The following is a 22,981-nucleotide window of genomic DNA, read 5'->3' as shown; positions in this document are numbered from 1 at the left end:
AAAAGCCGGAACGCAATTTTTTCGATTATTAATTGCTTTCCGGCTCCTATGAATCAAATTGTTACTATGCTATTTCATCTGCGTTATTACTCTTCCACCACCAGATTATCCTGTGATGCCTTATATGGTGTCCGAATCAGCCACTCAAATGGATCATAATAATTTAATCCAACTGCTTCCATCATCTCCATTACATCCTGCCTGTTCTTCGGTGGCGTCCTCTGTAATATAAATGCCGGGACATGGTTTACCCTGTAATATTTACGATATCTGCAATCCATATCAATCCCCGGAATTCCCAGAAATGCTCCCGGTTCCTCATCTGCCAGTTTATCAATTGTTTCCCAGTATGGCTCTATAATATACTGAAACTCCTCATTCCAGAAATGCTCATAAGTTATTCTGGCAACAGGTATTTTATTTTCTTTCCATACCGCCTTTATATCTGCGATTCTGCTATAATCCGGCTCTTCCGAGGCCACTGAAAAAGTTTAAGCCAAAGTAATATTGCACAAAAGGTTAAAATTTTAAAGTTCTCTACTCTCCAAGGAACGTGATAGATTCGTTTGTTAAGGTCCTATAAAAACATAAAACTAATATTTATTTGTGTAATATGACAAACTCTTTTAAAAATAGGGGACTTTTTCAGTGGCCTCGCTCTTCCAAAATGGGTGTAGTTACTTCGTTTAATGGAACTGCATCAATAACATCCTTCTGCAACATCTATTCTACCTCTTTATGAAATATATGTTTATAACGATATCTTAAAATTAATTTGTAAAAATCTTTTCTATTCTCACTGATAAATGCAGTTTCATCAATACATTTATCTATTTTCTTAAAATCGATTTTATCTGTAATTTTCTTTTCTGCTTCCTTACAGCCTACAAAATCTCCATTATTTATTACGTCATAATAAGATGACTTTTTCCCATCCAGAAGAATCTGTGATGTAGGAAAATGGTAAGTTCTTTTATCCATTTCCTCCTGACTATTCAAAATCCTGTCAAGCTCTTCATCCTGAAGCCGTGGAAAAAGAGAGGACCCGTTGTCATAAATTGGTGCCAGCCTGTAACTTGTAACTCCTTTTAAGAACCCCCAATTATAGCCATGTCTGTCAAGATTTGCAATCAATGCATCTACGATAAACATCTCCCAGAATCTTCGTATTAACTCTTGTCTCGCAATAACTTTTGTACGCTGTTCCAAAAGATATTCAATTTCTCTATAACTATATACCGTATGTTTTTCTCTCTCCGTATCAAAAGAAGAATCTCCTGTAGATGAAAATTCCACTAATGTTTCCCCTGTTCCAGCAGTAAAGTCCTTTACAGCCACAACCTCCTGTCCTTTATAGATACCTAATAGTGTATCATGCACATCCAAGCCTGTTGTTTTAATAATATGGCTGGCGAGATACTCAGAAATATGGCTATAAGAAGGTTGACCGTTTACTACTTTCCTAAACTTCAACATATACGCCTCATCATGATACAGAATTCCGGTCTTTTTTTCACTCCCGGAATATAATATCCCGCTTAAAGTGCAATCACTAAAATCAATCATTTATTCGTTCCCCATATCTCTTCTTTTCATTTATGACAAACAGGAAACATGTAAACACGCTCCCTGCTGTTTATTATATCCTATATATTTTTTTGTATATCGGATTCTAAATGATCTCAAAATCTCCTGTAATATGTCAAAAATTATTTTGCTCTTTTAAAATGATTGAACTTGGAAACCATAGTCATCAAAATTTTGCATCATCCAAATATATTCCCAGCTTCTCCTTCACATTTTCATAAATTTCATCTGCAATTATTTTTGCTTTTTTTTCATTTAAACCAATGGATTTGGCAACCTGCAAAATTTCCTTCATTCCCGGATTTCTGCCATTACCATGCACCATAGTGGCATGCTCACCTCCAATAGAATAGCTATAGGTCAGATCGTATGCCGGAGACAAGACCCATCTATCTTCCTTTTCCTTATATAAATAAGTAAAATTTTTGGAATGATCATCCCGATTATGTGCAAAAACATTAAAACACATAAGACGATACAGTTTTTCTATTTCCGAAAATTCTTTTGTCAGTTCAAGCGTTAATTTCATTAAAATATCATAATCCAGATTCGGAATACGGTGCGAAGTCTCCAACAAAGCACTAACGGAAATCATATGAATTCGTTCTATAACTCCATTCACCACTCTTCTGTCATAGCGCTTCGTGCCAAAATATCCTTCACATCGTTTTGAGTCGAAAAGTTTTGTTGCTTCCATTTCAATTCCACATTCTTTTGCACACAAAGAATATTCATACTCTTGTTTTCCTATATGGACTCCATCCTCTGATGAAGGAAATTTCACAATCCAATCCTCTTCATCTATCCGTGTTAATATTTTGGGTCTTGCCCCTCCGGACGAGCCCCCCATTTGAAATAGTTCATCCAGATTTTCTGAGTATTGCGTTTTTAATATTTTGCTACACTCTTCTGCAATTTTGTCAAGATCCAAGCATGGTTTATCTAAGTCAAGATGATAGTCTGGCTCATATGTTAAAGCTCCCATCCCTGAGTTTCCAACAATTCCAAGACGATTTAAATTCCCTACTTCGTAAGGATTAATACGATTCTTCAACATCAGTCGATCTACCAGCAAACGGCCCCAACCATCCGGAAGGCTATCTGCAAAAATACCATAAATTCCATCAAATGGCTCCATTTTAGGTATAAACACCTTTTGCTCCAAAGGCAGCGAAAATGGACTGATGGAAAATCCATCTGCCACCCATTCTTTATCGTATTCAAAAGCGGCAAGCTTTCCTTTATATAAAGCCATAGTTCCAACTTTTCTACAGTGATAAAAAACTTTCAGCTTTTTAATTTCCTTCATTTATAATCTCCTCAATGGATAAAAACGGAACTTCTTCAAATAAATTTTCAAGTTCTCCGTGAATTTCAAGTGCGATCGCTATCTTCGTTAAAGAAATCAATGATATTTCCCCTTCTTGCTCAAAACGCTTCACAGAACCTAAGCTTACTCCTGATTTTTCACTCAATTTTTTCTGTGATATTTTTCTCCGCTTTCGGATTCTGCGTATTCTTTCCGCAATAAGTTTATTAATTTCTCCCGGTGATTTTTGATTGAAATGATATATATTCATAGCTAATATTTTATCCCATTTCTGATATATTATCAAGTACTAGATAATATATTAGCCATCTTTTACTTTCTCTCTATTTCGGTTCCACCAATACATGAAATCCATCCGTCCCCAGATAATTTTTCTGCATAAGCTGCAGTACTTCCTCTGCCGGCATAACCATATTATTAACCGCTGGCAAATAAATATCAACATTCTGAAACGCGATATAATTGCTCCTGTCTTTTCTTACCGAATGAATATCTGTCATACCAATATTATATTTTTTAATGGTTAGAAACATCAGCCAGAATCGAATTACATCGTAGTCATCAAGCGGACGCATGTCTTCTATCATATGTGGCACATTATTATAGACATAACCTGTGATTACAGCAGCCGTTACAAATGCTCTGATATCACTAAAATCACTTTCCTCTAAAACCGCAATGGACGCAAATACAGACTCAACGATGTACTTTGACAGCCGTTCCGTTACCACATAGCCTATATGGTTTCCCTCCAGACAACCGTTAAGAATTTCTATTACTTGTTTCAGATAATTTTCCCGGTCATTCGCCAGCGCTGCAAAATTATTTTTATTGGCAGCACATCTTCTAAATCCTCTGCTTCTTATTTGGGTAATCTCTGCAATGTCCCTGTTCGTATCGGTGACCAGAAATGGCGAAAAGAAAGCGTTTAAAATTCTGCCGCCAGCTAGCGCTCCACTGCTGCCACCGCCGACTTTTTCTAACTTTCCAAACATTTCTAAGGAATAACGCTTTTCACACACCACTTGTTCTGCTGCTTTATTTCCATAGCCAATCTGATATGACACGTTATTGTAACACTGGACCTTTTTATGATGGGTATGTCCAAAAATGTTCCAGCAGTTTTCTTCTTTTAAGTCTGTCAAAGAACTCCACCAGCAATCGGCGTCTTCTCTGGTAAAATCAAACATTGGAAAATGTGTAATGATTAAAACCTTTTCTTCAGAAGATACGGCTGCATTGGCAAATTCAACCCAATCCCTATGAAATGCCTTTAATTGACCCGGATAAAATCCCTTTACCTCATCCGCTTCAGGCAATTCCATAAACCGGTCCAAAGAAATATCACCTCCGGCCCTTCGCCGGAAACTCGTCCATCCGGTATCACCAATGACACAAACATCCTCAAAATAATACTTTCTGCCCATAATCAGAAGCCTGAAATACTGGTTTCCCCTCGTTTCAGTTTCAAATAAGGCAATCAGCTCCTGATAGCCTTTTTGACCCTGGTTCCAGTAATCATGATTGCCCAGAACGCAAAACCCTCTGATTCTATGGCTCTCCATCTCCTGTATAAAAGCAAGGGTCTTTCTGTAATCGTTAAAGTAATCACCCGCCAGGCATAGCAGACAATTTCTGCACTGTTCTTTTACAAATGCCAGAAACTCTTCCTTCATTCTTTCCGCTGATTCCGGATGATATTCATTATTGGTAAAGTCAAAGTGCAGATCGGATATAAATACAATTGGAACAGAGCCTGTATCTGCCACCGCCTCCAATTCTGCATTTTCCGTTTCCCAGCCTGCAGTTCCCATATTTTATCCCCTTTCTATTCTTTAATCATGCAAAACAGCGCTAAAACATACATTCCTGCCATAACCCTACATTTTTTTCCAGGCCTTAATCTCCTCCAGCCTTTCTTTTATCTCTTTTTCCATTCCCTGCCCGGTGGGCTCATAATAAGTACGATCCTTCAGACTGTCCGGCAGGCACTGCATCCTTGTCAGTTTCTCCTCTGTATCATGAGCATACTCATAATCTTTCCCATAATTCAGATCTTTCATCAGCTCTGTAACGCCATTTCTGATCTGCAGCGGTACCGGTTCGGCAGGAAGCTCACGGATATCTCTTTTGACAGCATTGCACGCAGCATATATTTTGTTCGATTTCGGAGCCATTGCAAGGTAAACGACAGCATGGGACAGGTTGACATCGCACTCCGGCATTCCGTTAAAATGGCAGGCCTGATATGCCGCCACTGCCACCTGCAGGGCATTACTGTCAGCCATGCCGATATCCTCACTGGCAAAACGGATCAGGCGTCTCGCCACATACAGAGGGCTCTCGCCCCCTTCCAGCATTCTCATAAGCCAATAAATAGCTGCATCCGGATCACTGTTGCGCATGGATTTATGGAGCGCCGAAATAATATTATAGTGTTCCTCCCCCGTCTTATCATACAGGAGTGATTTCTTCGTGATACACTGCTCCATAACCTGATCGGTCACAGTGACCTGCTCCGCACTCATCTCACCGTTTAAAATCGCCATCTCCAAAGTATTGAGGGCAGTTCTGGCATCTCCGTCGGCAAATCCTGCGATTGCCCGCAAATGATGTTCTTCAATAGCGACCTTCTGATTCCCAAACCCCATGGGATTGCTCAGCGCATTATGCAGCAGCTGCACCAGATCTGATTCTTCCAGCCCCTTTAAGACAAATACCTTGCATCGGGACAGAAGCGCTGCATTAACTTCAAAGGACGGATTTTCTGTCGTTGCACCGATCAGCGTGATACTGCCCTGTTCAACGTATGGAAGAAAAGCATCCTGCTGAGCCTTGTTAAAGCGGTGTATCTCATCCACGAACAAAACCGTACGAATTCCCATCTTCCGGCTGTCCTCAGCCTTAATCATTACCTCTTTAATTTCCTTGATACCACTGGTCACAGCACTGAAATTAATAAAATCTGCTTTTGTCCGTCCTGCAATAATACGTGCCAATGTGGTTTTCCCAACCCCCGGAGGCCCCCAGAATATCATCGAAGATACCTGGTCCTGTTCGATCAGCCTCCGCAGGACTTTTCCTTCCCCCAGCAGATGCCGCTGGCCCTGGAACTCTTCTAGTTTTTCCGGCCGCAGACGGCTTGCCAGAGGATTATATTTTTCTCTGTCATCAAAAAGTGTCATTTGCTCCATGATCTTTTACTCCTTTGGATGAATTTTACGTTCCTGCCTGTGATGTCTGTTATCATTCATTATAATTCACCGAACATACATTCGTCAATCTTAACTTCAGCAGAATTCCAGTTTACCCACAGAATTTATGACAATAAGAACTTGGAATTGGGGGAGCAAAATTTGGAGGTTGCAAAATTAATCTCCCCGGTAATATTTCATACCAGGGAGATGCTTATCTGATGCTTATCTGATTTTTATTTGATCTTATCTGATTCTTATTAAACTTTAAAATTATGCACTCTTAGCCCACTCCGTACATGTCTTCACTGTATCTGCCGGATTTATCGCCCAGGCATCCGCCCCTACAATGTCACATACTTTTCCTGTTACCGGAGCCCCGCCGATAATTACTTTTGCCTGATCCCTCAGACCTTCTTTTTCCAATGCATCAACAACTGCTTTCATAGAATCAATTGCCAGTGTCAGTACTCCGCTCAATCCAATAATCTGGATATTATCCTCTTTCATTCTGCGGATAATTTCATCTGCCCCTACATCAATTCCCAGATCTACTACCTCAAAACCGCCGGCTTCCAGCATGGCCTTAACAATATTTTTCCCAATATCATGCAGGTCCCCTTCCACAGTACATAAAATCATTTTGCCGGCTTTTTCAGTAGAAGCTGCTGCTAATGCAGGCTTGATAATATCCATTGCTTCTGTCATCAGTTCACCGGAAAAGATAAGGTCGGATACAAAATACTCATTGGATTCGAACCGCTCTCCAACCACATTCATTCCTTCCTGGCAAGCCTTCATTGCTTCCGGGGCTTCTTCACCGCCATCTGCCATGACCTGTTCTAATATTTCCAGTACAAGATCCTCCTCTAAATCAGCCATTGCATTTTTTAAACTATCATAATCAAACATAACATACCTCCTGTTCCCGCTTTGTTTTTCCGCAGTTTTACTATATCTTCTCAATACGATTCATTTTGTTATATGGTATATTCTACTTTCTCAATCCATTTACTGTTGTCTTCTGATTTACTCGCATAACAGATAGACATAACGCAGTATCTCATCCTCCAGATCCATCACAATATCCTTAGCACTCTCTGGCGTATATGGATTCATCTCCAGATACTTCTCCCAGCTGCGGTAATATTTACTCTCAAACGGAGCAAGCTCAGAATGTACATAGTCTTCCTTATTAAACTGGAGACCAGCCTGACCGCCTGGATTCTGATATACTCCGTATTCCCTTACCGTTTCACAAACTGCAATCAGATTTTCCAGATTGATATCATTAAAGGTAAGTGCTCCCTTATCAAATCCAAAAATGAATTTGCCGCCCGGCATCATGATATCCAGGAATTCTTTTACATAGTCAATACATTCCTGTTTGGTACCCGTCCGAAGCAGCGATAACGGGAACAGACCGGAAATGATATGTTTATTGCCAATCTTTTCTTTCACAAGCTTTGCATCTCCCATTTCAAAGGAGAGATAAGTATCCGTAGGCAGTTCATACAGATAATCCAGATAACGCATCCAGTCATGCTCACAAAATGCATTGATATGGAGTCCCAGAGATGCATAATCATTTGCCTGGCGTAAGAATGGCTCCCACCATAATTTCACAAAATCTTTTTCCTTCATATAAGTAGCCAGATGAAGCGGGAAGAATACATGCCCGTAATTGGAAATCTGTTTCGGAAGACCTGCCTTGTAGTTCAGCGTATATACTGCATTCACTGCATCCAGAACTTTATCCGGCCTTCTTCGGATATCCATACACATCGCACTCAAGCTTCTCATATTGTCAGTCAATATATCCAGAGGCGCATAACACATTGAAGTAAATACCGGACTCATACCATATAATCCGTATTTTTGAATCAGTTTCCCCATCATAGCACCATTCTGCATCATAAACCGGTCCTTTGATGCCAGACCCTGATAGAGCGCCATCATTGACCGCCCCGGGTCCTTTATGAAATCAAGCCCGTTGTAATTTCTGGGCAATACCTTTTCAATGATACAGTCATATGGGTTTTTGATAAATTCATCATACTCTTCCGGCAAAAGCCCAACCGTATTGGGGTGCTGCATAAGACCAGCCTTATTCATCTTAAAATTATTGGAATCCAATGCCTGATAAGCGATCGGCATACGGATTGTTCCGCCATACATGCAGACATCCGATGGAACCAGACGGCATAATTCGTCTGCTGCCTTCTCTAATAATTCCGGATGCCAGATTGCCTCTTTTCCGTCTATGCCTGCGTAACCCGCTATTACTTCCAGGCCCAGATTTACTTTAATTGGTACTCTTTTTGGAATTTTATTATCAAATACATCATGAAATATCTGATTCCGTTCCGCTCTTAATTCCTCCGTATTATTCATATAGAACCTCCTGTCATTACCTGTTAATAGTTTATTTTAAAAACGGCTGTTCAAACTGCCTCCTTTCCTCCGCTATTTACAAATGATCTCCCAGCCATCCATCTCTACCTCTATTTTGCAGCTTTTGCTCTTTTTGCATTTAACTCTTCCCTTACCTTATCCATCTTCGCCGGGGTAAGTCCATAGAAGAACATCAGCACCGTACTGATAATCAAAAATGCTGCCGGCATTCCCATTGCCATAAACCGAATACCCGTTACTACCTGAGTGCTTGGTTCTGTTCCGCCTACATACCCAACGATGGACAGACCGAAGCCTGCGATTGCCGTACTGAAAACTGCTGCAATCTTAATAGACAGCTGGAACAGGGAAAAATATACACCACGGGCATTTCTCCCGGTTTTCCACTCACAATAATCAACGGTATCCGCATACATATTGATATTTACAACATTCGGCCAGGAATATCCCAGATAACCGACTGAAATCATAATAATAATGAATGTAATATTGCTGCTAAAAACGATTGAAATCAGCATACAGACGGATAAAATCATATTGCCCACCATATAAGCCTTTTTCTTGGATAAAAACTTGGTTATAAGCGGAACGCTGGTAGCCCCTACTAATGCCAATATGTTTACAATACCAAAAAATGTAGAAGTTGCATCCTTATTTTTTGCTACGTATTGGAAGAAATAAGGGAACATCGCGTAGGTCATCAGCAGACTTAGAATTCTCGTAATATCTGCAAAGAACAACAACAGCAGATTCCGGTCATGGAATACAAGGCTTACCATCTGCCCTACTTTCAGTTTCTCCTGGGCTCCCGCATTCACTTTTACCGGCTCATTCTGAATATCTTTTCCCTTTGAGGCATAGATCAGATTCATATAACATAAGAAGCAGATCAGTCCAACCAGAAATGCTGTCCAGGTGAATCCAGCTACATTTTCTTCTCCATGACCGAAAAATACAATAAGTGGCAGAATGAAAAATCCCGCAAAGATTTTACCAATGGCACCACCCTGTCCACGGAAAGTGGACAAATGTACACGTTCCTTCGGGTCATCCGTAAGAGAAGAGCTTAATGAGGTATAGCCTGTATAAGCAATATTCGTAGCGATACAAAATGCCGCATATATAATGCACGCTGTAATTGCTTTAGGAATCATATCCATAGAATTGTTTGTGAACATAATCCCATTGAGCAGCAAAATCAATGGAGCGCCTATCAGAACCCATGATCTGTACTTGCCCCAGCGCAGATTACTCTTTTCGATTGCCGCACCGATAATCGGCGGACTGATACTGTCTATAATCCTGCCAACCATCATCAGGGTACCTGCTGCTGCCGCAGTGATACCTGCATAATCCGTATAGAACATTAGTAAAAAAGTATTTGACATTGTAACCATAAACATAAAACCATAATCAGCCAGACCATAGGAGACTTTTAAATACGTTCCAAGCTTTTTTCCCTGCTCATTCATTGCAATACCTCCATCCCTTTTTTTGTTTCCGCTAAACACCCGCATTTAATTTTTGTATTTTTCTGCTTCTATACAATTTTCATTATAACATCCATTCCATTTTTTGTCTATATCTTACAATGTATTTAAAAATTTTTGTAAATTTTTATCTATTCTTACAAGTGTTTTTTATGATAAACTGATAAAAAAGCGGCAGGTGATTCTATGCAATATACAAAAGGAATACAAACACAGGAGCATATTTTCCAGATTGGAAAGGAACTGATGTATAAAAACGGATATAAAAATACCACCATCAGTATGATCGTGGATGCAGCAGATGTTCCTCATGGACTTGTAAATTATTATTATAAAAAACCGGACTTTGCAGCCAGGCTGTATCTGGAATATTTTTCATCCATTGACCGGTTACTAAACGCTCTGATACCGACTCACATTGAAAATGAGCTGCAATTTCATATTCTCCAAATGAAGATTGCACTCACTCAGATTTTTAAAGATGCAAAAGCAAAAGCTTTCTACTATGAAGTCAGCAGGCTGAATCTGGCTCCCAAAGAATTGCATGACAGTATACGAAGCCTGCAGGTTTCTGCCTTACATCATTTAAATACCGTCATGAATCCGGAAGATTATTATCTCTGTGCTATTGCAGAATACGGCGCGCACAAAGTACTGCTGGACCAACTGGCAGAATTTAAGGAAACCGATGACCGGTTTGAGCGCATTGTTGAGCTGATCTCTACCATATCCGTACGGATAGCCGGGCTGGATCCGCTGATTATAGAAAAGAATATTTTGACCACCAGAACTTTGTTTGATCAACTGGATTATTCGAATATACATATGTTCTGAGCGTATCTTAAAACTGGCTCCCATATCGGAGACTCCCATCATGCTGGAAAACCAGCTTTATATCACAGCATTGCATCCTAAAAAGAGCAGCGGGCAATCTTCTGTTATTGCCGCCTCCTGCTCTTTCCAAATATGCTCCTGACCTTCAAAGCTTCTGGTAACAGCCAGACCCAGCTTATTTTCCAACCCCCTCCCCCAATTTTATATGATAGTATCTCCATACCCTCACTGGCTGTGCCGGCAGTAGATGGAATACAACCCCCAATTTTATATAATAATATCCCCATACCGCTCCGACAGCAGCTGAAAATGTTCTTTTTCAATCCTGATTTTACCTTTTCTAATACATAGATAGTTATTTTCCTCTAAGGAAGCAACCATCCGATACAACGTTCTCAGGTTCATATGAAGCCTTTCAGCCAGCACCGCTCTTGTAAGGGTACATGTATATGGAATCTGGTGGCACGCCTGTAAATAGAGGTAATGTCCCAGAATATCCTTTGAGTTAAATAAATTTCCTTTTTCAGCACACGCCATATTGGCAGCCGTAATATTTCCCATCACAGTCAGAGTCTGAAAGCACAGCCTGCTGTTATTCTGGATAATACGGATAAACCGCTCTACCGGAATACGGTAAACAATACATTTGCACTCAGCCAGCACATAAGCAGTATAATAGTTGATATTATTCAGATACTCTACAAGTCCCAGAATATCAAGGGGCCTCAGATATTCTATGACGTTATTTTCATTCCATGAGATCTGATTCCAGACAGACGCCCTGCCGCTGATCAGGAAATAAAAGTAATCCAGGGGATCTTTCTGGCTCAGTATAGCTTCATTTTTTTCAAAAATCAGGAGATCTTCTTTGGATGCCATTCCAGACAGCGAGATAAGCGGGTTCTGTTGGTTATATTTTTTTTCCAGAATAATTTCCAGTATCCGTTCTGAATTATAAATCATGTTTTTATTACTCCTTTCGTCAAAATCTCAAAAAAACTGACACTTGTCATTTTTATTATTGTAAAGCTGTGGTAAATTAATGTCAAGTTAGAAAAAGTTTTGTGGTAATTCCACAAAATATATCCGGATATCTTTAACTAAAATAAAAAAAGAATAGGAGCAGCGAGATGAAAACGAGATATAAGGTGATTGGTTTTTTGGCATTTGCCATGTATTTTCTCACAGGCGCAACTTGTGTACTGGTGGGCAGCAGTCTTCCCCAGCTGGTTGAAATGTATGGGATGACATTAGAAAAGGTCGTTTTGCTGGGGTCGGCTTATGCACTGGGAAGAGTTTTAACTGTATATATTACAGGTAGAATGACAGAGAAGCTGGGACCGGTAAAGGTACTGGCCGCAGGCATTATCCTGACAGCGAGCTTCCTGCTGGGAATCCCGTTAATCGTTAATTTTTATGCAGGTATGGTATTTGCATTCCTGGGCGGAGTCGGCATGGGAACCCAGGACGCAGTATGCCCCGTATTATTAAGTGTTGTATTTAAGAAAAATTATGCAAGCTCCCTGAGCGGAGGACAAGGGCTGTTTGGCCTTGGAACCTTTGTGACACCATTTTTAATCGGAGTGCTTTTGACAGGGAAACTGCCCTTCTACTGGTGCTATTTTGTACTGACAGGAGTAGCTGTCATTATGCTGGCATGCATTCCCTTTGCCAAAATTGAAGAAACTGTGCAGGGGGAAGGTGCAGAAGAACACATCGAACCTCTCTATGTAAAAAAGACCTGGACTGCATATGCCGGTATCTTTACCGTAGTTGCTGCATTTAGTGCAGTTTCCAGTACTCTGGGACTGTATATATCCAGCTTTGCACAGAGTATGGGAAGCTCAGAAGCTTCCGGGGCATTTATGCTCACTGTGTATAATGTGGGATGTGTCATCGGAGGGTTTGTATTTGTATGGGTACTGAAATACATCAAAAGCCAGACCGTCCTGTTAATAAACTGTATCGGAGCATTTGCAACAATTGCAGTCTCCATGATCGTAAATACTACACAGTTTTATTTTATCGGATTATTTATAACGGGCTTGTTCCTGGGCGTCCTTTTCAGTGTCATCGTAGCCATAGCAACGCGCATTAATTCCAAACGGGTAAGCGTAGCAAGCTCTTTGGTGGCAACCGCAAGCGGCATCGCTGATTTTCTGACACCGTTGATTACAGGAATGGTTATATCCAGACTGGGAATCGGATTCTCATTTAAATTTACGTTAATTATGCTGGCAGTCTGCATTGCATCTGCAGCAGTTTTAAAGCTGATTACATCAGAGGATAAAGAAAAAGTAACTGTACAATAGATTTATGTATATCAGATACTACACATAAGTATCAGGCACTATTTAAAATATCAGAAAATATAAGGAGATTATCATTATGGACCAGAAGAAAAAAATAATCATTGACACAGATTGCGGATCAGACGATGCAATGGCGATTGCCATGGCACTCAACGATCCTGCATACGAAATTGTAATGATTTCAACCGTTTCCGGAAATGTAAATGCTGTTCAGGCTACGATAAATACACTGACTACTATTGAATATGCAGAAACCTATGAGCCGCCGGTATATCAGGGCGCAGATAAAATGCTCTTAAAAGAGCTGGTATACGCACACGAAACACATGGAAACGACGGTATGGGGGACATTGGACTTGTACCCGAGAGATTAAAAGTTCAGGATGGAAACGGAATATTAGAGATGCTTGCGTGTTTAAGAGACAGCGAACCTGGGGAAATTGATATTATAGCGCTGGGACCACTGACCAATCTCGCAATTGCGATCCGTCTGGATTATGAGGCAATGCAGAAGGCAGGCCGCATCGTCATTATGGGAACGGCAGGACTCGGCGCAGGTAATGTGACGCCAACGGCAGAATTTAATATCTGGCAGGATGCAGAAGCCGCAAAAATTGTTACGGAATCCGGGCTTAAAGAAATCATATATGTTGGCTGGGATGCATGCCTTGGCGATTGTATGCTGAACCCCCGGGAGATCGAAAAAATCAGAAATGGAAGCAAACTGGGGAAATTTGCAATTGACTGCAACAAAAATCTGATGGAGATGAACATTGAACGATTTGGAGATGCCTATCTGGATATGGCTGATCCTTCCGCAATGGCAGCTGCGCTCTACCCGGAGTGTATTGAGAAATGCGATAAATACTTCTGTGAGGTAGATACATCCAACGGACCAAGCTACGGTACTGTTCTGGTTGATGTAAATTATTTCTCAGGAAAAGAACCAAATGTATACATCTGCAGCAAGCTGTATGCGGATAAGTATAAAAACTACATTTACAAGACATTAAAAGTAGAATAAGCATCCCCTCAAAGAGAATCACAAAATACACATCTTACGGGGCCAGGGAAAAGCTGTAAAACAATGTAAACACAAGGGGAAACCCCAATAAACCCATAAGGAGGAGGATAAGGATGAGCAGGAAAACCAGTTCTATCAAAGATGATTTTACCATACTGGCGCAGTTAATGATACCGGTATGTGTCGCAGTAAACTTTGTGGGTGGACAGCTTGCAGCGATCTTAAAGCTCCCTGTATATCTGGATGCAATCGGAACCTTTTTCATCGCTATGCTCTGCGGCCCCTGGGTATCGGCTGTCACCGGAATGCTGTCCAACATTGTTGCCGGGATTGCCAATCCTTCTAATTTTCCCTTTCTCCCTGTGGGTGTCATAATTGGTATCACGGCTGGCTTTTTAGCTAAAAAAAGAATGTTCACCGTGTGGTGGAAATGGATTATTTCCATTCTTATTTTGTCAGCCGTATCCATTCTGGCAGCCGCTCCGGTGGTAGTTCTTCTATATGGAGGAATTACAGGGGGCGGTACATCCATTATCACGGCTGTAGCAATGGCAGCCGGGGCAAATATCTGGACTGCATTTTTCGGAACAGAAGGCATTTTTACCGTGTTGGACCGGATCATCTCCTTTATCATCTGCTGGCTTGTCTTAAGAGTGATACCAAAAAGGACTCTCATCAAGTTCCTCTGCGGACAATACTACATCAAAGAAACGTAACAGAATCCATATAGTACTGCTGTACCCTGACCGGATTATGGGTCAGTATCTGCTAAAATATTCCTCTGTATCAACAGCGTATTAAATTATATAATACAAGCGCATGATCATTGAAAGGATCATATGCCTGCAAAGAGAAGGATGGTCTATTATGGAAAAAACATACACAGAAAGAATACAGATTTACAAATCTAATAAGCTTGCAGCATTATATCCGGCTTCCAAGCTGCGAATTGCCGTACTGTATATCGTCTGCACATATATCATCAGTACTTTAAAATTCACAGACGTCCTGCTGCCTCTTTTGCTGCTGCCGGAATTTCTGACTGTATTAATCTTATGTAAGTTAAGCGGGGTAATGAAAGAAAGCTGGAAGGCATTGAAAACAATTACATTTATTGCATTATTTATCTTATTAGTACAAACCTTCTTTGTCCCCGGGGGCGAACTGGTCTGCCGGCTGGGCTTGCTTACAATATATGAAACAGGACTTCAGACAGGCATATCCTTATCTTTTATGATACTTAATATTGCCGGTATTTTTGTATGGATCTTTCAGACCACAGAGAACAGAGAGATCGCAAGCGTGCTTGAGGATTCTGGCATGAACTATAAAGCAGTCTTTGTATTTACCTCCACACTGCAGATGATAGAAGTATTGGAAAAAAACAGTAAAATAATTATGAATGCGCAGAAAGCAAGAGGTGTGGAGACGGAAGGGAATATCTTAATCCGTGCAAAAGCATTTGTTCCGGTGCTGATCCCTTTAATCCTGAACTCGGTAATTGGAACCGAGGAACGGGTACTGACACTGGAAGCCAGGGGATTTTCTATGCCTGGCAAAAGAACCCATTTGTTTCAGGTACAAAGAAGCGGATATGAGAAGATTGCTGAGATTATAGCCGCCGTTATAACATGCAGCATACTGGCGGGGAGGATTTGTTTATGGATACTATAATAGAATTAAGGGGTGTAACTTATTATTACCCCCTGACCAAGACACCCGCTGTCAGCGGACTTAATCTCAGGATAGAGCGGGGAAAAGTATATGGTGTGATTGGGGAAAACGGTTCCGGCAAAACGACGTTCTGTGCTCTTGTTCGTGGTTTTGCTCCCGGTTTTTATCAGGGGGAGCTTGCCGGAAAAGTACTGGTTGAAGGCAAAGATATCGCAGAATATGGCGGTGATCTTGCGTCTAAGATCGGCTATGTATTCCAGAATCCGTTTAATCAGTTAAGCGGAGTGAAAAGCACGGTATTCGAAGAAGTTGGATATGGACTTGAAAATTTCGGCATTAGGCCTGATGAAATGGAACAGAGAATAGTGGATGCAATGAAGCTGACAGAAATTGAAGAGCTGGCAGAAAAAAATCCGCTTGAACTTTCCGGAGGACAAATCCAGCGAGTGGCACTTGCCTCCGTACTCGTACTGGACCCTGATATTCTGATAGCAGATGAACCCACAAGCCAGCTTGATCCGGAAGCAACAGAAAGCGTATTTGCAATTATTCATGCCTTAAAGCAAAAAAAGAAAACGGTCATACTAGTTGAACATAAGATGGATCTCGTCGCAGAATATGCAGACGAGGTACTTGTATTTCAGAAGGGGCGCCTGGCTGCATCCGGAGAGACAGCAAAGCTTCTGTCTGACATGTCACTTCTTAAGTCGGGTGTTTTGCTGCCTCAGGCTGCGAGACTTGGAAACCTTTTAAAAGAGATGGGTTTTCCTCTTGACCGGATTCCGGTAACAGAGGAACAGGCAGTAAATCTGATACAGAGGACATTTCGGGAGAGGGGCGGCATATGAGCGAAATTATTCTAAATAAAGTGAACTATACTTATCCCAATGGCAGTCTGGCAGCAGATGATATCAGTCTCCACATAAAAAGCGGGGAAAACGCAGCCGTCATTGGTAAGAATGGTGCCGGTAAAACTACACTTGCAAAAATGCTGAACGGGCTGCTCAAACCGCAGCAGGGCGATGTATTTATAGGCGATCAGAATACCAAAGACTACACTACGGCTCAAATTTCCAAATTAGCTGGCTATGTATTTCAAAATCCTGACGAACAGATTTTTCATGCAACCGTGGAAAAAGAAGTAGCTTTTGCTCCCAAAAGAATGAAATTAAAAAAGGAAGATATCATAAGACGCACACAAGAGGCATTGAAACACACCAAACTGGAAGAATACAGAGAAGAAAACCCTTATAATCTCCCGCTGTCTCTGAGAAAATTTGTGACGATAGCGGCAGTCTTAGCAATGGAGCCTGACATATATATCTTAGACGAGCCGACAGCCGGGCAGGACATGGAAGGAAACCGTAAGCTTACAGAAATTCTGCGGTATCTGCACAGTAAAGGAAAGACAGTGATTACAATCACCCACGACATGGAATTTGTGGCAGAAAACTGTAAAAAAATAATTGTCATGGCTAACAACAAAATTATCCGTACCGGTTCTCCTGAAGAAATATTCCGGGATATGGAAGTAATGAAAGCAGCAAACCTAAAGCCGCCTTCTGTCAGCAGAATTTGCACACAACTGGGTTTCCCAGGCCCTATACACACCAGAGATGCCGCGGAGCTGATTCTAAAGCACTGGCAGAATTTGCAGCAAGAATCCAAATTTACAATATCCACATAACTATTTAAAACGCAGCGCTAAAAAGTCGCAGGCTATACAAAAACCCCGTAAGATACAAATTCCTACGGGGTTTTGTAATGCTGCTTTTTCTAAAGAAGCTCTCTTAGAATGTAAGCCGGCGTACAGCTCCATGCATGGCAGTAACTGTTCACCATGGAAGATCCATATGGTGATTCCTCCGGATTTTCCGGATTATACATTTCCCAGAAAGTATCTGCTCCCTGGTTCACCATTCCGCCCCAATAGTAAGTCATGTAATCCATTGCCTTATCTTTTTCACCGCAGAGCAGAAGTGCTTCTACGAAATGATGGTTCATATATGGTGTTACCATTCCTTTTTCCGGATGCATTCTGATAATCCGATTGATCAGTGCACGGCTTTCATCCATAGGAAGAACCCCTGCCAGAATCATCCACACCTGGCTGGCATATGAAATCTGTCTGTCTTTTCCGCTTATAAACACCTGGGACTCTTCATCCCAAAGACATTTTTTCGCGCCTTCGATACAGCGGTTTCTTTCCTGTTCCAGTTCCATTTTCATCTGGTCTTTTCCCAGAATTTCAGTTAGTTCAATTGCCGCATTTAACGTATAGATGTAAATTGCCTGTGCACTTGCCTGTTTATTCAGTCCATCTGTCCAGTCTACAAAACACCAGAATCCTTCATCGTCCTGTATCACATAATTTTCATCCAGGCGTTTTCTGGATAGCTCAATCTGGCGGTATGCACTGTCCCAAAGTTCCTCCACAACCGCAAGCTCACCGGAAGCATGATAATAGTCCTTTAAGATAGAAACAAAGAACAGCGAATAATCAAATAAAAATGTATCATCAACAAGATATTCCGGTTCTGTAAACAGGCAGGCCCCGATCGCCCCATCTTCTCTGGTAAGGCCGGCGAACAAATACATACAGCGCTTTACAAGAACTAAGTTTTTGAAAGTTGCATAATTAGCCAATGCCTGAAGCCTTAAATCTCCAATCCACAGTCTTCTATCCCTCTTGGGACCGTCTTCAAATACATCCTGCATACAGTTTTGCAGGGTACGCAGGCTCACCTGATCCATCCGGCTGATCTGGTCACTGACACCTGGCAGTTTCGGCAAGGCATCCATATCTACAGAAGCAACGGCTCTGCAGGATGCATCCTCAATTACCACCTGGAACTTCATAGAAGTATCTATAGCATAGATTTCTAAGTAGCGAAAAGCATAACGACGAGGCAGTGTAATTTCCTGGGGCAGTACATCTAAATGCAGAAATTCTTCCTGTATCCAGCTTCTGCTGATCCATCCGTCATATTCTGAGGAATCTTCTGTCAGTTCCTTTGCTATTTCTCCGAATTTCAGTCTGAGATAAGCCGGCGCATCCTGCGGGCTGCCTACACTTTTTAATCTCATGGTAAAGTAGCCTACCTGATGATCCCCGAAATCAAGTACAATAGAGTCTCCTTTTTTAAGAGCAATGTTTCCCATTTCACTCACATCTGCCCGGTGTTCTGTCTGTCCATTTTCTTTAACCGTTACAATATCTACTGGTTTTATGATTTTTTCAATTAATTCAGGACTGTATTTCATCGCCTTGTCCACAAATTTCTGATTTACTTTACGCTTCATTTCTAAGTCTATGCTTACTGCCGCCATCTTTATGACCTCCTGTAATCTGCGGTGCTTCCCGATTCATTCCGGAGCACCCATAATCTGAAACTTTCGTCTGCTGTGGGTTTCTTTATATTATATCTGATTTTAACACCACAGCCTCAAACTTCCAATGGTCTAATTTATGGTCTTGACTTGATATTTTTTAAGATATGATTTTTCTTCTTCTAAATTCTCCCGGAGTCATTCCAAATTCCTTCTTAAACAGCCTGGAAAAGTGCTCCGGATTTGGATAACCGATCATTTCACAAATAGTCATAATACTCAGGTGTGTATGTTCCAGAGCATAGCATGCCTTCTCCAGTCGGATATTTTTTAAGATCTCTACAAAGTTCTGCCCCGTATTCTCCTTAATCAATTTACTGAAATGGGGGACACTGAAATTAAAATGTTCCGCCGCTGATTTCAGCGTTATCCCGGCATAGTGATTCTGGAAATAATTCAGTACCTCCAGCATATCCAGATTCTTATGATTCGTATTCAGAAAACTTTCCATATGATTTTCATGGTTCCGGAGCAAAAGGCAAAAAAACGTCATGACTTGATTTTTCATAATTGTTTCAAAATACTTTACCCGCTCTTCATATTCCATATATAAATCTTCCACCAGAGAACGTATTCCCTCATCTTTACCGGTATGGAACAACAGATAATTATTCTCCGTCTTATCATAAAGAATATGGGCAAAGAATTGAGACAACACATTCTTTCCGGTGAAAATATCAAAAAATACTTCGTGGAAAGTACTTGCCTTAAGCATAATATTAATAACAATACTGTCATCGAATACTGCGATGCTGTGTTTTGTTTTGGGGGGCAGGATGCAGACATCCCCCTCACTGCATGCATATTTCACATTTTGTATCGTATTTTCACAGGTTCCCTCGTATACATAGAATATCTCATAAAATTCATGCTCATGAATGTACTCCGGGGAATACCGGTAGTGTTTCTGGATTACAATATGGTCCGATGAAGTTCCAAAAAGTTCATTTTCATTTAAATAGTTCAGCCATTTTCCATGTATAGCCGGAACATACAGTTCATGTTCCCTGATATACTCCCGGTTTATCCTGGCTACAAAATCTTCAAATCCATCCGGCCGCAAATGTTCTTCTTCGTACAGATTTTTATAGAATACCTCATCCTCATGATATGCTTTTATAAATTCCTTGAAATGTTCCTTACAGATCTTCATATATCTTATAGATCCTCTCTGTTTACAAATGTCTAGGGGCTAACCCGATTATATGATAAACCTGTGGTATTTGCAAATCAAACCGGCTTATGGAAATTTACTGTCAATTAAAAAAAGCGGTTCCCGATATTTTCGGGAATCCGCTCCTTTTCCACTGCTCTGAAATTCTTATTTATTCTTATTTACAATCCTTGTCTCATAAGTACCGTCTGCTATATCTATAAAACGTACAAACAGAGAAACCTTATTATCCTCATTCAGGCTTGTCCATAATGTATTGGTAAATGCATCAATCTCATCCGGGATTGCCACTAATTTGGGCTCTCCTTCGAAGCTTGGAAGTGGATCGCCATCACACTGGTAGGTGTGGATAAAATGTCCTTCTCCTGCTACACAGTTTTCATATGCAAAGGTATAACGGTTACAGGATTCCGGATTTCCATTGTCACTTTTCAAAATTGACATCGCATAGTTATATTTTCCGTTCTCTAAATGCATGATTCCGGAAATACGAGGTGTGTAATTAGGCGCATCCGGCTCAAACTCTCTGCTGCGAAGAGACTGCTCAAAAGTCATCTGTCTGTCCATTCCCTCATAGATGGTATCCGTCTGATCCCCATTGGTCACGATGGTTTTATTGCCCAGTACACGAACCGGTGCATAGATAATCAGGCTTGGATCGGTGAGCTTGGATGGGTCAAATGCCTGTGTACGGATTCCTTCACCATCTTCTACAAATATACGGTTTCTGCTGTTTTCGCTTCTGCCCATGATAAAGTAAGCTGTCACTGCTTTGGTTCCATCTGCTGATCTGCCGATTACAATTCCTCTTCCCGGATATGTGTTCTGCTGCAAATCCTGTTCAATTGAAATCATCTTCATTATCTTTTCTCCTTTGCTCTGCATGTTTTGTTTTATATGTTATTTTTACCACTGATTTCATTATATACTATTTTGCCGTTCTGTCGATACATATTTTTAAAATTTCATGTGATTCCAGGGGTGTTTTATTTTTACATTCCTGCCGCAAAGAGGATGTACCAATTGATGAATGGATTTTTGAATCAGGCTTAGATCGTTTATATTATATTTTATTATCTTGACACTTTCTTCCTGAAAGCATATAATAAAACAATAATAATTACTATTACTAGTATTTTACTAGTTATTACAAATCGAAAAATCTGCCTGCTTTTATTTCATATTTTGATCTGTCATTATCAAATTCCGCATATTTATATACAAAATGTGCCGGATATCATGAAGTCTGGGAATATTTGAAATGTCACAGGTTACACTAATATTTCAGATATGACTCATAAAACAGGAGTCTTCGAGCATCTATCATCAGGGAGGATTGTCATGAACATATTAAATGGTTATATCGGAACATATTATTCAGAAAAAAGTCCGGGAATTTTTCATTTTCAATTTAATACAATTACAGGAGCGCTAACGGATCCATCCTTATTTTATCCGGCAAGAAACGCAAAATGTGCAGCTCTTTGGGAAAACTCTCTGGCTGTGCCATTGGAAAAAGACGGCAAGGCAGGAGTCTGTCTTTTGGATACCGCTTCAGAATCCCCCTTAATGCAGGGAAAAACAGAGTTATCTGCGGAACACAAAACGACATGCATGGAGTTATTGGCAGAGCATAAAACGGCATGCTTTCTATATCAGGACAGCTCATGTATTTACACAGCCAATTATCATGAAGGCACTGTCTGCATTTACCAAAAAGAGACGGAAGGCCTTATCCTTTATAAAAAAATTGAAATTGCACCTCTGGCGGGCTGCCATCAAATACTTTTCCATAGCCATTATATGCTGGTTCCCTGTCTGGAAATGGATGAAATACGTATCTTTGATGCATCCGCTGACTATCAGACCGCCGGTATCATAAGTTTTCCGAAAGGCAGCGGACCCAGACACGGCATATTCAATATGAGCCATAACCGGTTGTATGTAGTCAGTGAACGCAGTAATGAATTGTTTACCTTTTCTTTGAGCGATGATTTGGATTTCCGGCTTTTGTCACAGATTTCTGTTCTGAACCCGGAAAGCCACAGCGGCAGTGAGAACGCATCTGCAGCAATCCGCCTCTCACCGGATGAGCATTTTCTATATGTTTCCGTCCGGGGGGCTGACATGATTACGGTAATATCCCTTACCAGTGAGTTTCCTAAGGCAATTCAATATGCTTCCTGTCAGGGCGGCCATCCCAGGGATTTTATTCTTTCACCTAATGGTCGCTACCTTATAACGGTTAACCGTACTTCAAATGAAATGGTATGTCTGTGCAGAAACAGCATTACCGGATTTCTGGAGGATGTCTGTTCCAGAGTTCCCATAGCCGAAGGAGTTGGCATTATTTTAGAAGCAGAAACACTATCAAAAACAAAAAGCAGATGATCCGGTTAAATATCAGATTTACGCTAAATGATGCGGGTATTTTGGGATATATCCTAAATCCGCTGAACATGAATTTCATATAGCTGAAGGAAAATGTAAAATAGAAAGGATGCCACAGGGTTTATCCTTCAGTATAACTAAATGTGGCAGTATTGCAGGGAACATG

General features: G+C 40.8%; 22 protein-coding genes. 8 read left to right on the top strand and 14 right to left on the bottom strand.

Going from position 1 to position 22,981, the window contains the following annotated elements; genetic code table 11:
- Window positions 1-86: 86 nt before the first annotated feature.
- The 9 genes from QR40_RS04120 to QR40_RS04080 all read right to left on the bottom strand — a co-directional run bounded on the left by QR40_RS04120 (window position 87) and on the right by QR40_RS04080 (window position 9,998).
- Window positions 87-482 carry a hypothetical protein gene (locus QR40_RS04120; protein WP_052430692.1) on the bottom strand — a complete coding sequence of 132 codons (396 nt, stop codon included), beginning with the start codon at window positions 480-482 and terminating at the stop codon, window positions 87-89.
- 241 nt (window positions 483-723) lie between these two features.
- Complete coding sequence (locus tag QR40_RS04115; RefSeq protein WP_044293589.1) at window positions 724-1,566, bottom strand: HipA domain-containing protein; 843 nt, start codon at window positions 1,564-1,566, stop codon at window positions 724-726.
- A 187-nt stretch (window positions 1,567-1,753) separates the two neighbouring features.
- The gene (locus QR40_RS04110; protein ID WP_044293588.1) at window positions 1,754-2,896 is read right to left on the bottom strand and encodes a type II toxin-antitoxin system HipA family toxin; all 1,143 of its coding nucleotides are present in this window, start codon (window positions 2,894-2,896) and stop codon (window positions 1,754-1,756) included.
- Window positions 2,883-3,167 (bottom strand): helix-turn-helix domain-containing protein, encoded by a 285-nt coding sequence (locus QR40_RS04105; protein ID WP_027295870.1) that lies wholly within the window; start codon window positions 3,165-3,167, stop codon window positions 2,883-2,885. The genes QR40_RS04110 and QR40_RS04105 overlap by 14 nt, the downstream gene beginning before the upstream one ends.
- Window positions 3,168-3,240: 73 nt before the next feature.
- A complete protein-coding gene (locus QR40_RS04100; protein ID WP_044293586.1) occupies window positions 3,241-4,731 on the bottom strand; it encodes a metallophosphoesterase in 1,491 nt (496 codons plus the stop codon).
- Between the two features lie 66 nt (window positions 4,732-4,797).
- Window positions 4,798-6,111 (bottom strand): replication-associated recombination protein A, encoded by a 1,314-nt coding sequence (locus tag QR40_RS04095; protein WP_044293585.1) that lies wholly within the window; start codon window positions 6,109-6,111, stop codon window positions 4,798-4,800.
- Window positions 6,112-6,384: 273 nt separating this feature from the next.
- Entirely contained in the window at window positions 6,385-7,023 is a 639-nt protein-coding gene (locus tag QR40_RS04090; RefSeq protein WP_044293583.1) for a cobalamin B12-binding domain-containing protein, read from the bottom strand.
- Window positions 7,024-7,140: 117 nt separating this feature from the next.
- A complete protein-coding gene (locus QR40_RS04085; protein ID WP_044293582.1) occupies window positions 7,141-8,505 on the bottom strand; it encodes a uroporphyrinogen decarboxylase/cobalamine-independent methonine synthase family protein in 1,365 nt (454 codons plus the stop codon).
- 110 nt (window positions 8,506-8,615) lie between these two features.
- Window positions 8,616-9,998, bottom strand: a complete 1,383-nt coding sequence (locus QR40_RS04080) for an MFS transporter (protein WP_044293580.1) — start codon at window positions 9,996-9,998, stop codon at window positions 8,616-8,618.
- Window positions 9,999-10,202: 204 nt separating this feature from the next.
- Here QR40_RS04080 and QR40_RS04075 point away from each other — a divergent pair, with 204 nt between their 5' ends.
- A complete protein-coding gene (locus tag QR40_RS04075; protein WP_044293579.1) occupies window positions 10,203-10,850 on the top strand; it encodes a TetR/AcrR family transcriptional regulator in 648 nt (215 codons plus the stop codon).
- Between the two features lie 57 nt (window positions 10,851-10,907).
- Here the strand turns inward: QR40_RS04075 and QR40_RS32435 are convergent, their stop codons facing one another.
- Together QR40_RS32435 and QR40_RS04070 are read right to left on the bottom strand one after the other, a co-directional pair.
- Window positions 10,908-11,036, bottom strand: coding sequence for a hypothetical protein (locus QR40_RS32435; protein WP_255348116.1), 129 nt, complete (start codon window positions 11,034-11,036; stop codon window positions 10,908-10,910).
- 81 nt (window positions 11,037-11,117) lie between these two features.
- On the bottom strand, window positions 11,118-11,813 hold the full coding sequence (locus tag QR40_RS04070) for a Crp/Fnr family transcriptional regulator (protein WP_044293578.1): 696 nt from the start codon (window positions 11,811-11,813) through the stop codon (window positions 11,118-11,120).
- Between the two features lie 167 nt (window positions 11,814-11,980).
- Here QR40_RS04070 and QR40_RS04065 point away from each other — a divergent pair, with 167 nt between their 5' ends.
- From QR40_RS04065 to QR40_RS04040, 6 genes are all read left to right on the top strand, one after another.
- Window positions 11,981-13,162, top strand: a complete 1,182-nt coding sequence (locus QR40_RS04065; RefSeq protein ID WP_044293577.1) for an MFS transporter — start codon at window positions 11,981-11,983, stop codon at window positions 13,160-13,162.
- Window positions 13,163-13,238: 76 nt separating this feature from the next.
- Window positions 13,239-14,186 carry a nucleoside hydrolase gene (locus QR40_RS04060; protein ID WP_027295861.1) on the top strand — a complete coding sequence of 316 codons (948 nt, stop codon included), beginning with the start codon at window positions 13,239-13,241 and terminating at the stop codon, window positions 14,184-14,186.
- Window positions 14,187-14,299: 113 nt separating this feature from the next.
- A complete protein-coding gene (locus tag QR40_RS04055) occupies window positions 14,300-14,902 on the top strand; it encodes an ECF transporter S component (protein WP_027295860.1) in 603 nt (200 codons plus the stop codon).
- A gap of 151 nt (window positions 14,903-15,053) precedes the next feature.
- Window positions 15,054-15,860: an energy-coupling factor transporter transmembrane component T gene (locus QR40_RS04050; protein ID WP_052430691.1), complete on the top strand. Its 807-nt coding sequence runs from the start codon at window positions 15,054-15,056 to the stop codon at window positions 15,858-15,860.
- The gene (locus tag QR40_RS04045) at window positions 15,848-16,708 is read left to right on the top strand and encodes an energy-coupling factor ABC transporter ATP-binding protein (protein ID WP_044293575.1); all 861 of its coding nucleotides are present in this window, start codon (window positions 15,848-15,850) and stop codon (window positions 16,706-16,708) included. Before QR40_RS04050 ends, QR40_RS04045 begins: the two co-directional genes overlap by 13 nt.
- On the top strand, window positions 16,705-17,547 hold the full coding sequence (locus QR40_RS04040; protein ID WP_044293574.1) for an energy-coupling factor ABC transporter ATP-binding protein: 843 nt from the start codon (window positions 16,705-16,707) through the stop codon (window positions 17,545-17,547). The genes QR40_RS04045 and QR40_RS04040 overlap by 4 nt, the downstream gene beginning before the upstream one ends.
- Before the next feature lie 89 nt (window positions 17,548-17,636).
- Here the strand turns inward: QR40_RS04040 and QR40_RS04035 are convergent, their stop codons facing one another.
- The 3 genes from QR40_RS04035 to QR40_RS04025 form a co-directional block, all read right to left on the bottom strand.
- On the bottom strand, window positions 17,637-19,190 hold the full coding sequence (locus QR40_RS04035) for an alpha-L-rhamnosidase-related protein (protein ID WP_044293573.1): 1,554 nt from the start codon (window positions 19,188-19,190) through the stop codon (window positions 17,637-17,639).
- A 160-nt stretch (window positions 19,191-19,350) separates the two neighbouring features.
- On the bottom strand, window positions 19,351-20,403 hold the full coding sequence (locus QR40_RS29475) for an AraC family transcriptional regulator (protein WP_052430690.1): 1,053 nt from the start codon (window positions 20,401-20,403) through the stop codon (window positions 19,351-19,353).
- A 168-nt stretch (window positions 20,404-20,571) separates the two neighbouring features.
- Window positions 20,572-21,285 carry an IMP cyclohydrolase gene (locus QR40_RS04025; protein WP_044293572.1) on the bottom strand — a complete coding sequence of 238 codons (714 nt, stop codon included), beginning with the start codon at window positions 21,283-21,285 and terminating at the stop codon, window positions 20,572-20,574.
- 480 nt (window positions 21,286-21,765) lie between these two features.
- Here QR40_RS04025 and QR40_RS04020 point away from each other — a divergent pair, with 480 nt between their 5' ends.
- Window positions 21,766-22,815 (top strand): lactonase family protein, encoded by a 1,050-nt coding sequence (locus QR40_RS04020; RefSeq protein WP_044293571.1) that lies wholly within the window; start codon window positions 21,766-21,768, stop codon window positions 22,813-22,815.
- The last annotated feature ends 166 nt before the right edge of the window (window positions 22,816-22,981 follow it).

This window comes from Robinsoniella peoriensis (assembly GCF_000797495.1).
Taxonomy (GTDB): domain Bacteria; phylum Bacillota; class Clostridia; order Lachnospirales; family Lachnospiraceae; genus Robinsoniella; species Robinsoniella peoriensis.
The sequence above is the reverse complement of the archived record's forward strand: the minus strand, read 5'-3'. Positions and strand labels throughout refer to the sequence as shown.

Excerpts from the sequence above, each read along its gene's own strand:
- QR40_RS04115 (WP_044293589.1), bottom strand. The coding sequence starts at position 1,566 with ATGATTGATTTTAGTGATTGCACTTTAAGCGGGATATTATATTCCGGG.
- QR40_RS04110 (WP_044293588.1), bottom strand. The coding sequence starts at position 2,896 with ATGAAGGAAATTAAAAAGCTGAAAGTTTTTTATCACTGTAGAAAAGTT.
- QR40_RS04105 (WP_027295870.1), bottom strand. The coding sequence starts at position 3,167 with ATGAATATATATCATTTCAATCAAAAATCACCGGGAGAAATTAATAAA.
- QR40_RS04100 (WP_044293586.1), bottom strand. The coding sequence starts at position 4,731 with ATGGGAACTGCAGGCTGGGAAACGGAAAATGCAGAATTGGAGGCGGTG.
- QR40_RS04095 (WP_044293585.1), bottom strand. The coding sequence starts at position 6,111 with ATGGAGCAAATGACACTTTTTGATGACAGAGAAAAATATAATCCTCTG.
- QR40_RS04090 (WP_044293583.1), bottom strand. The coding sequence starts at position 7,023 with ATGTTTGATTATGATAGTTTAAAAAATGCAATGGCTGATTTAGAGGAG.
- QR40_RS04085 (WP_044293582.1), bottom strand. The coding sequence starts at position 8,505 with ATGAATAATACGGAGGAATTAAGAGCGGAACGGAATCAGATATTTCAT.
- QR40_RS04080 (WP_044293580.1), bottom strand. The coding sequence starts at position 9,998 with ATGAATGAGCAGGGAAAAAAGCTTGGAACGTATTTAAAAGTCTCCTAT.
- QR40_RS04075 (WP_044293579.1), top strand. The coding sequence starts at position 10,203 with ATGCAATATACAAAAGGAATACAAACACAGGAGCATATTTTCCAGATT.
- QR40_RS04070 (WP_044293578.1), bottom strand. The coding sequence starts at position 11,813 with ATGATTTATAATTCAGAACGGATACTGGAAATTATTCTGGAAAAAAAA.
- QR40_RS04065 (WP_044293577.1), top strand. The coding sequence starts at position 11,981 with ATGAAAACGAGATATAAGGTGATTGGTTTTTTGGCATTTGCCATGTAT.
- QR40_RS04060 (WP_027295861.1), top strand. The coding sequence starts at position 13,239 with ATGGACCAGAAGAAAAAAATAATCATTGACACAGATTGCGGATCAGAC.
- QR40_RS04055 (WP_027295860.1), top strand. The coding sequence starts at position 14,300 with ATGAGCAGGAAAACCAGTTCTATCAAAGATGATTTTACCATACTGGCG.
- QR40_RS04050 (WP_052430691.1), top strand. The coding sequence starts at position 15,054 with ATGGAAAAAACATACACAGAAAGAATACAGATTTACAAATCTAATAAG.
- QR40_RS04045 (WP_044293575.1), top strand. The coding sequence starts at position 15,848 with ATGGATACTATAATAGAATTAAGGGGTGTAACTTATTATTACCCCCTG.
- QR40_RS04040 (WP_044293574.1), top strand. The coding sequence starts at position 16,705 with ATGAGCGAAATTATTCTAAATAAAGTGAACTATACTTATCCCAATGGC.
- QR40_RS04035 (WP_044293573.1), bottom strand. The coding sequence starts at position 19,190 with ATGGCGGCAGTAAGCATAGACTTAGAAATGAAGCGTAAAGTAAATCAG.
- QR40_RS29475 (WP_052430690.1), bottom strand. The coding sequence starts at position 20,403 with ATGAAGATCTGTAAGGAACATTTCAAGGAATTTATAAAAGCATATCAT.
- QR40_RS04025 (WP_044293572.1), bottom strand. The coding sequence starts at position 21,285 with ATGAAGATGATTTCAATTGAACAGGATTTGCAGCAGAACACATATCCG.
- QR40_RS04020 (WP_044293571.1), top strand. The coding sequence starts at position 21,766 with ATGAACATATTAAATGGTTATATCGGAACATATTATTCAGAAAAAAGT.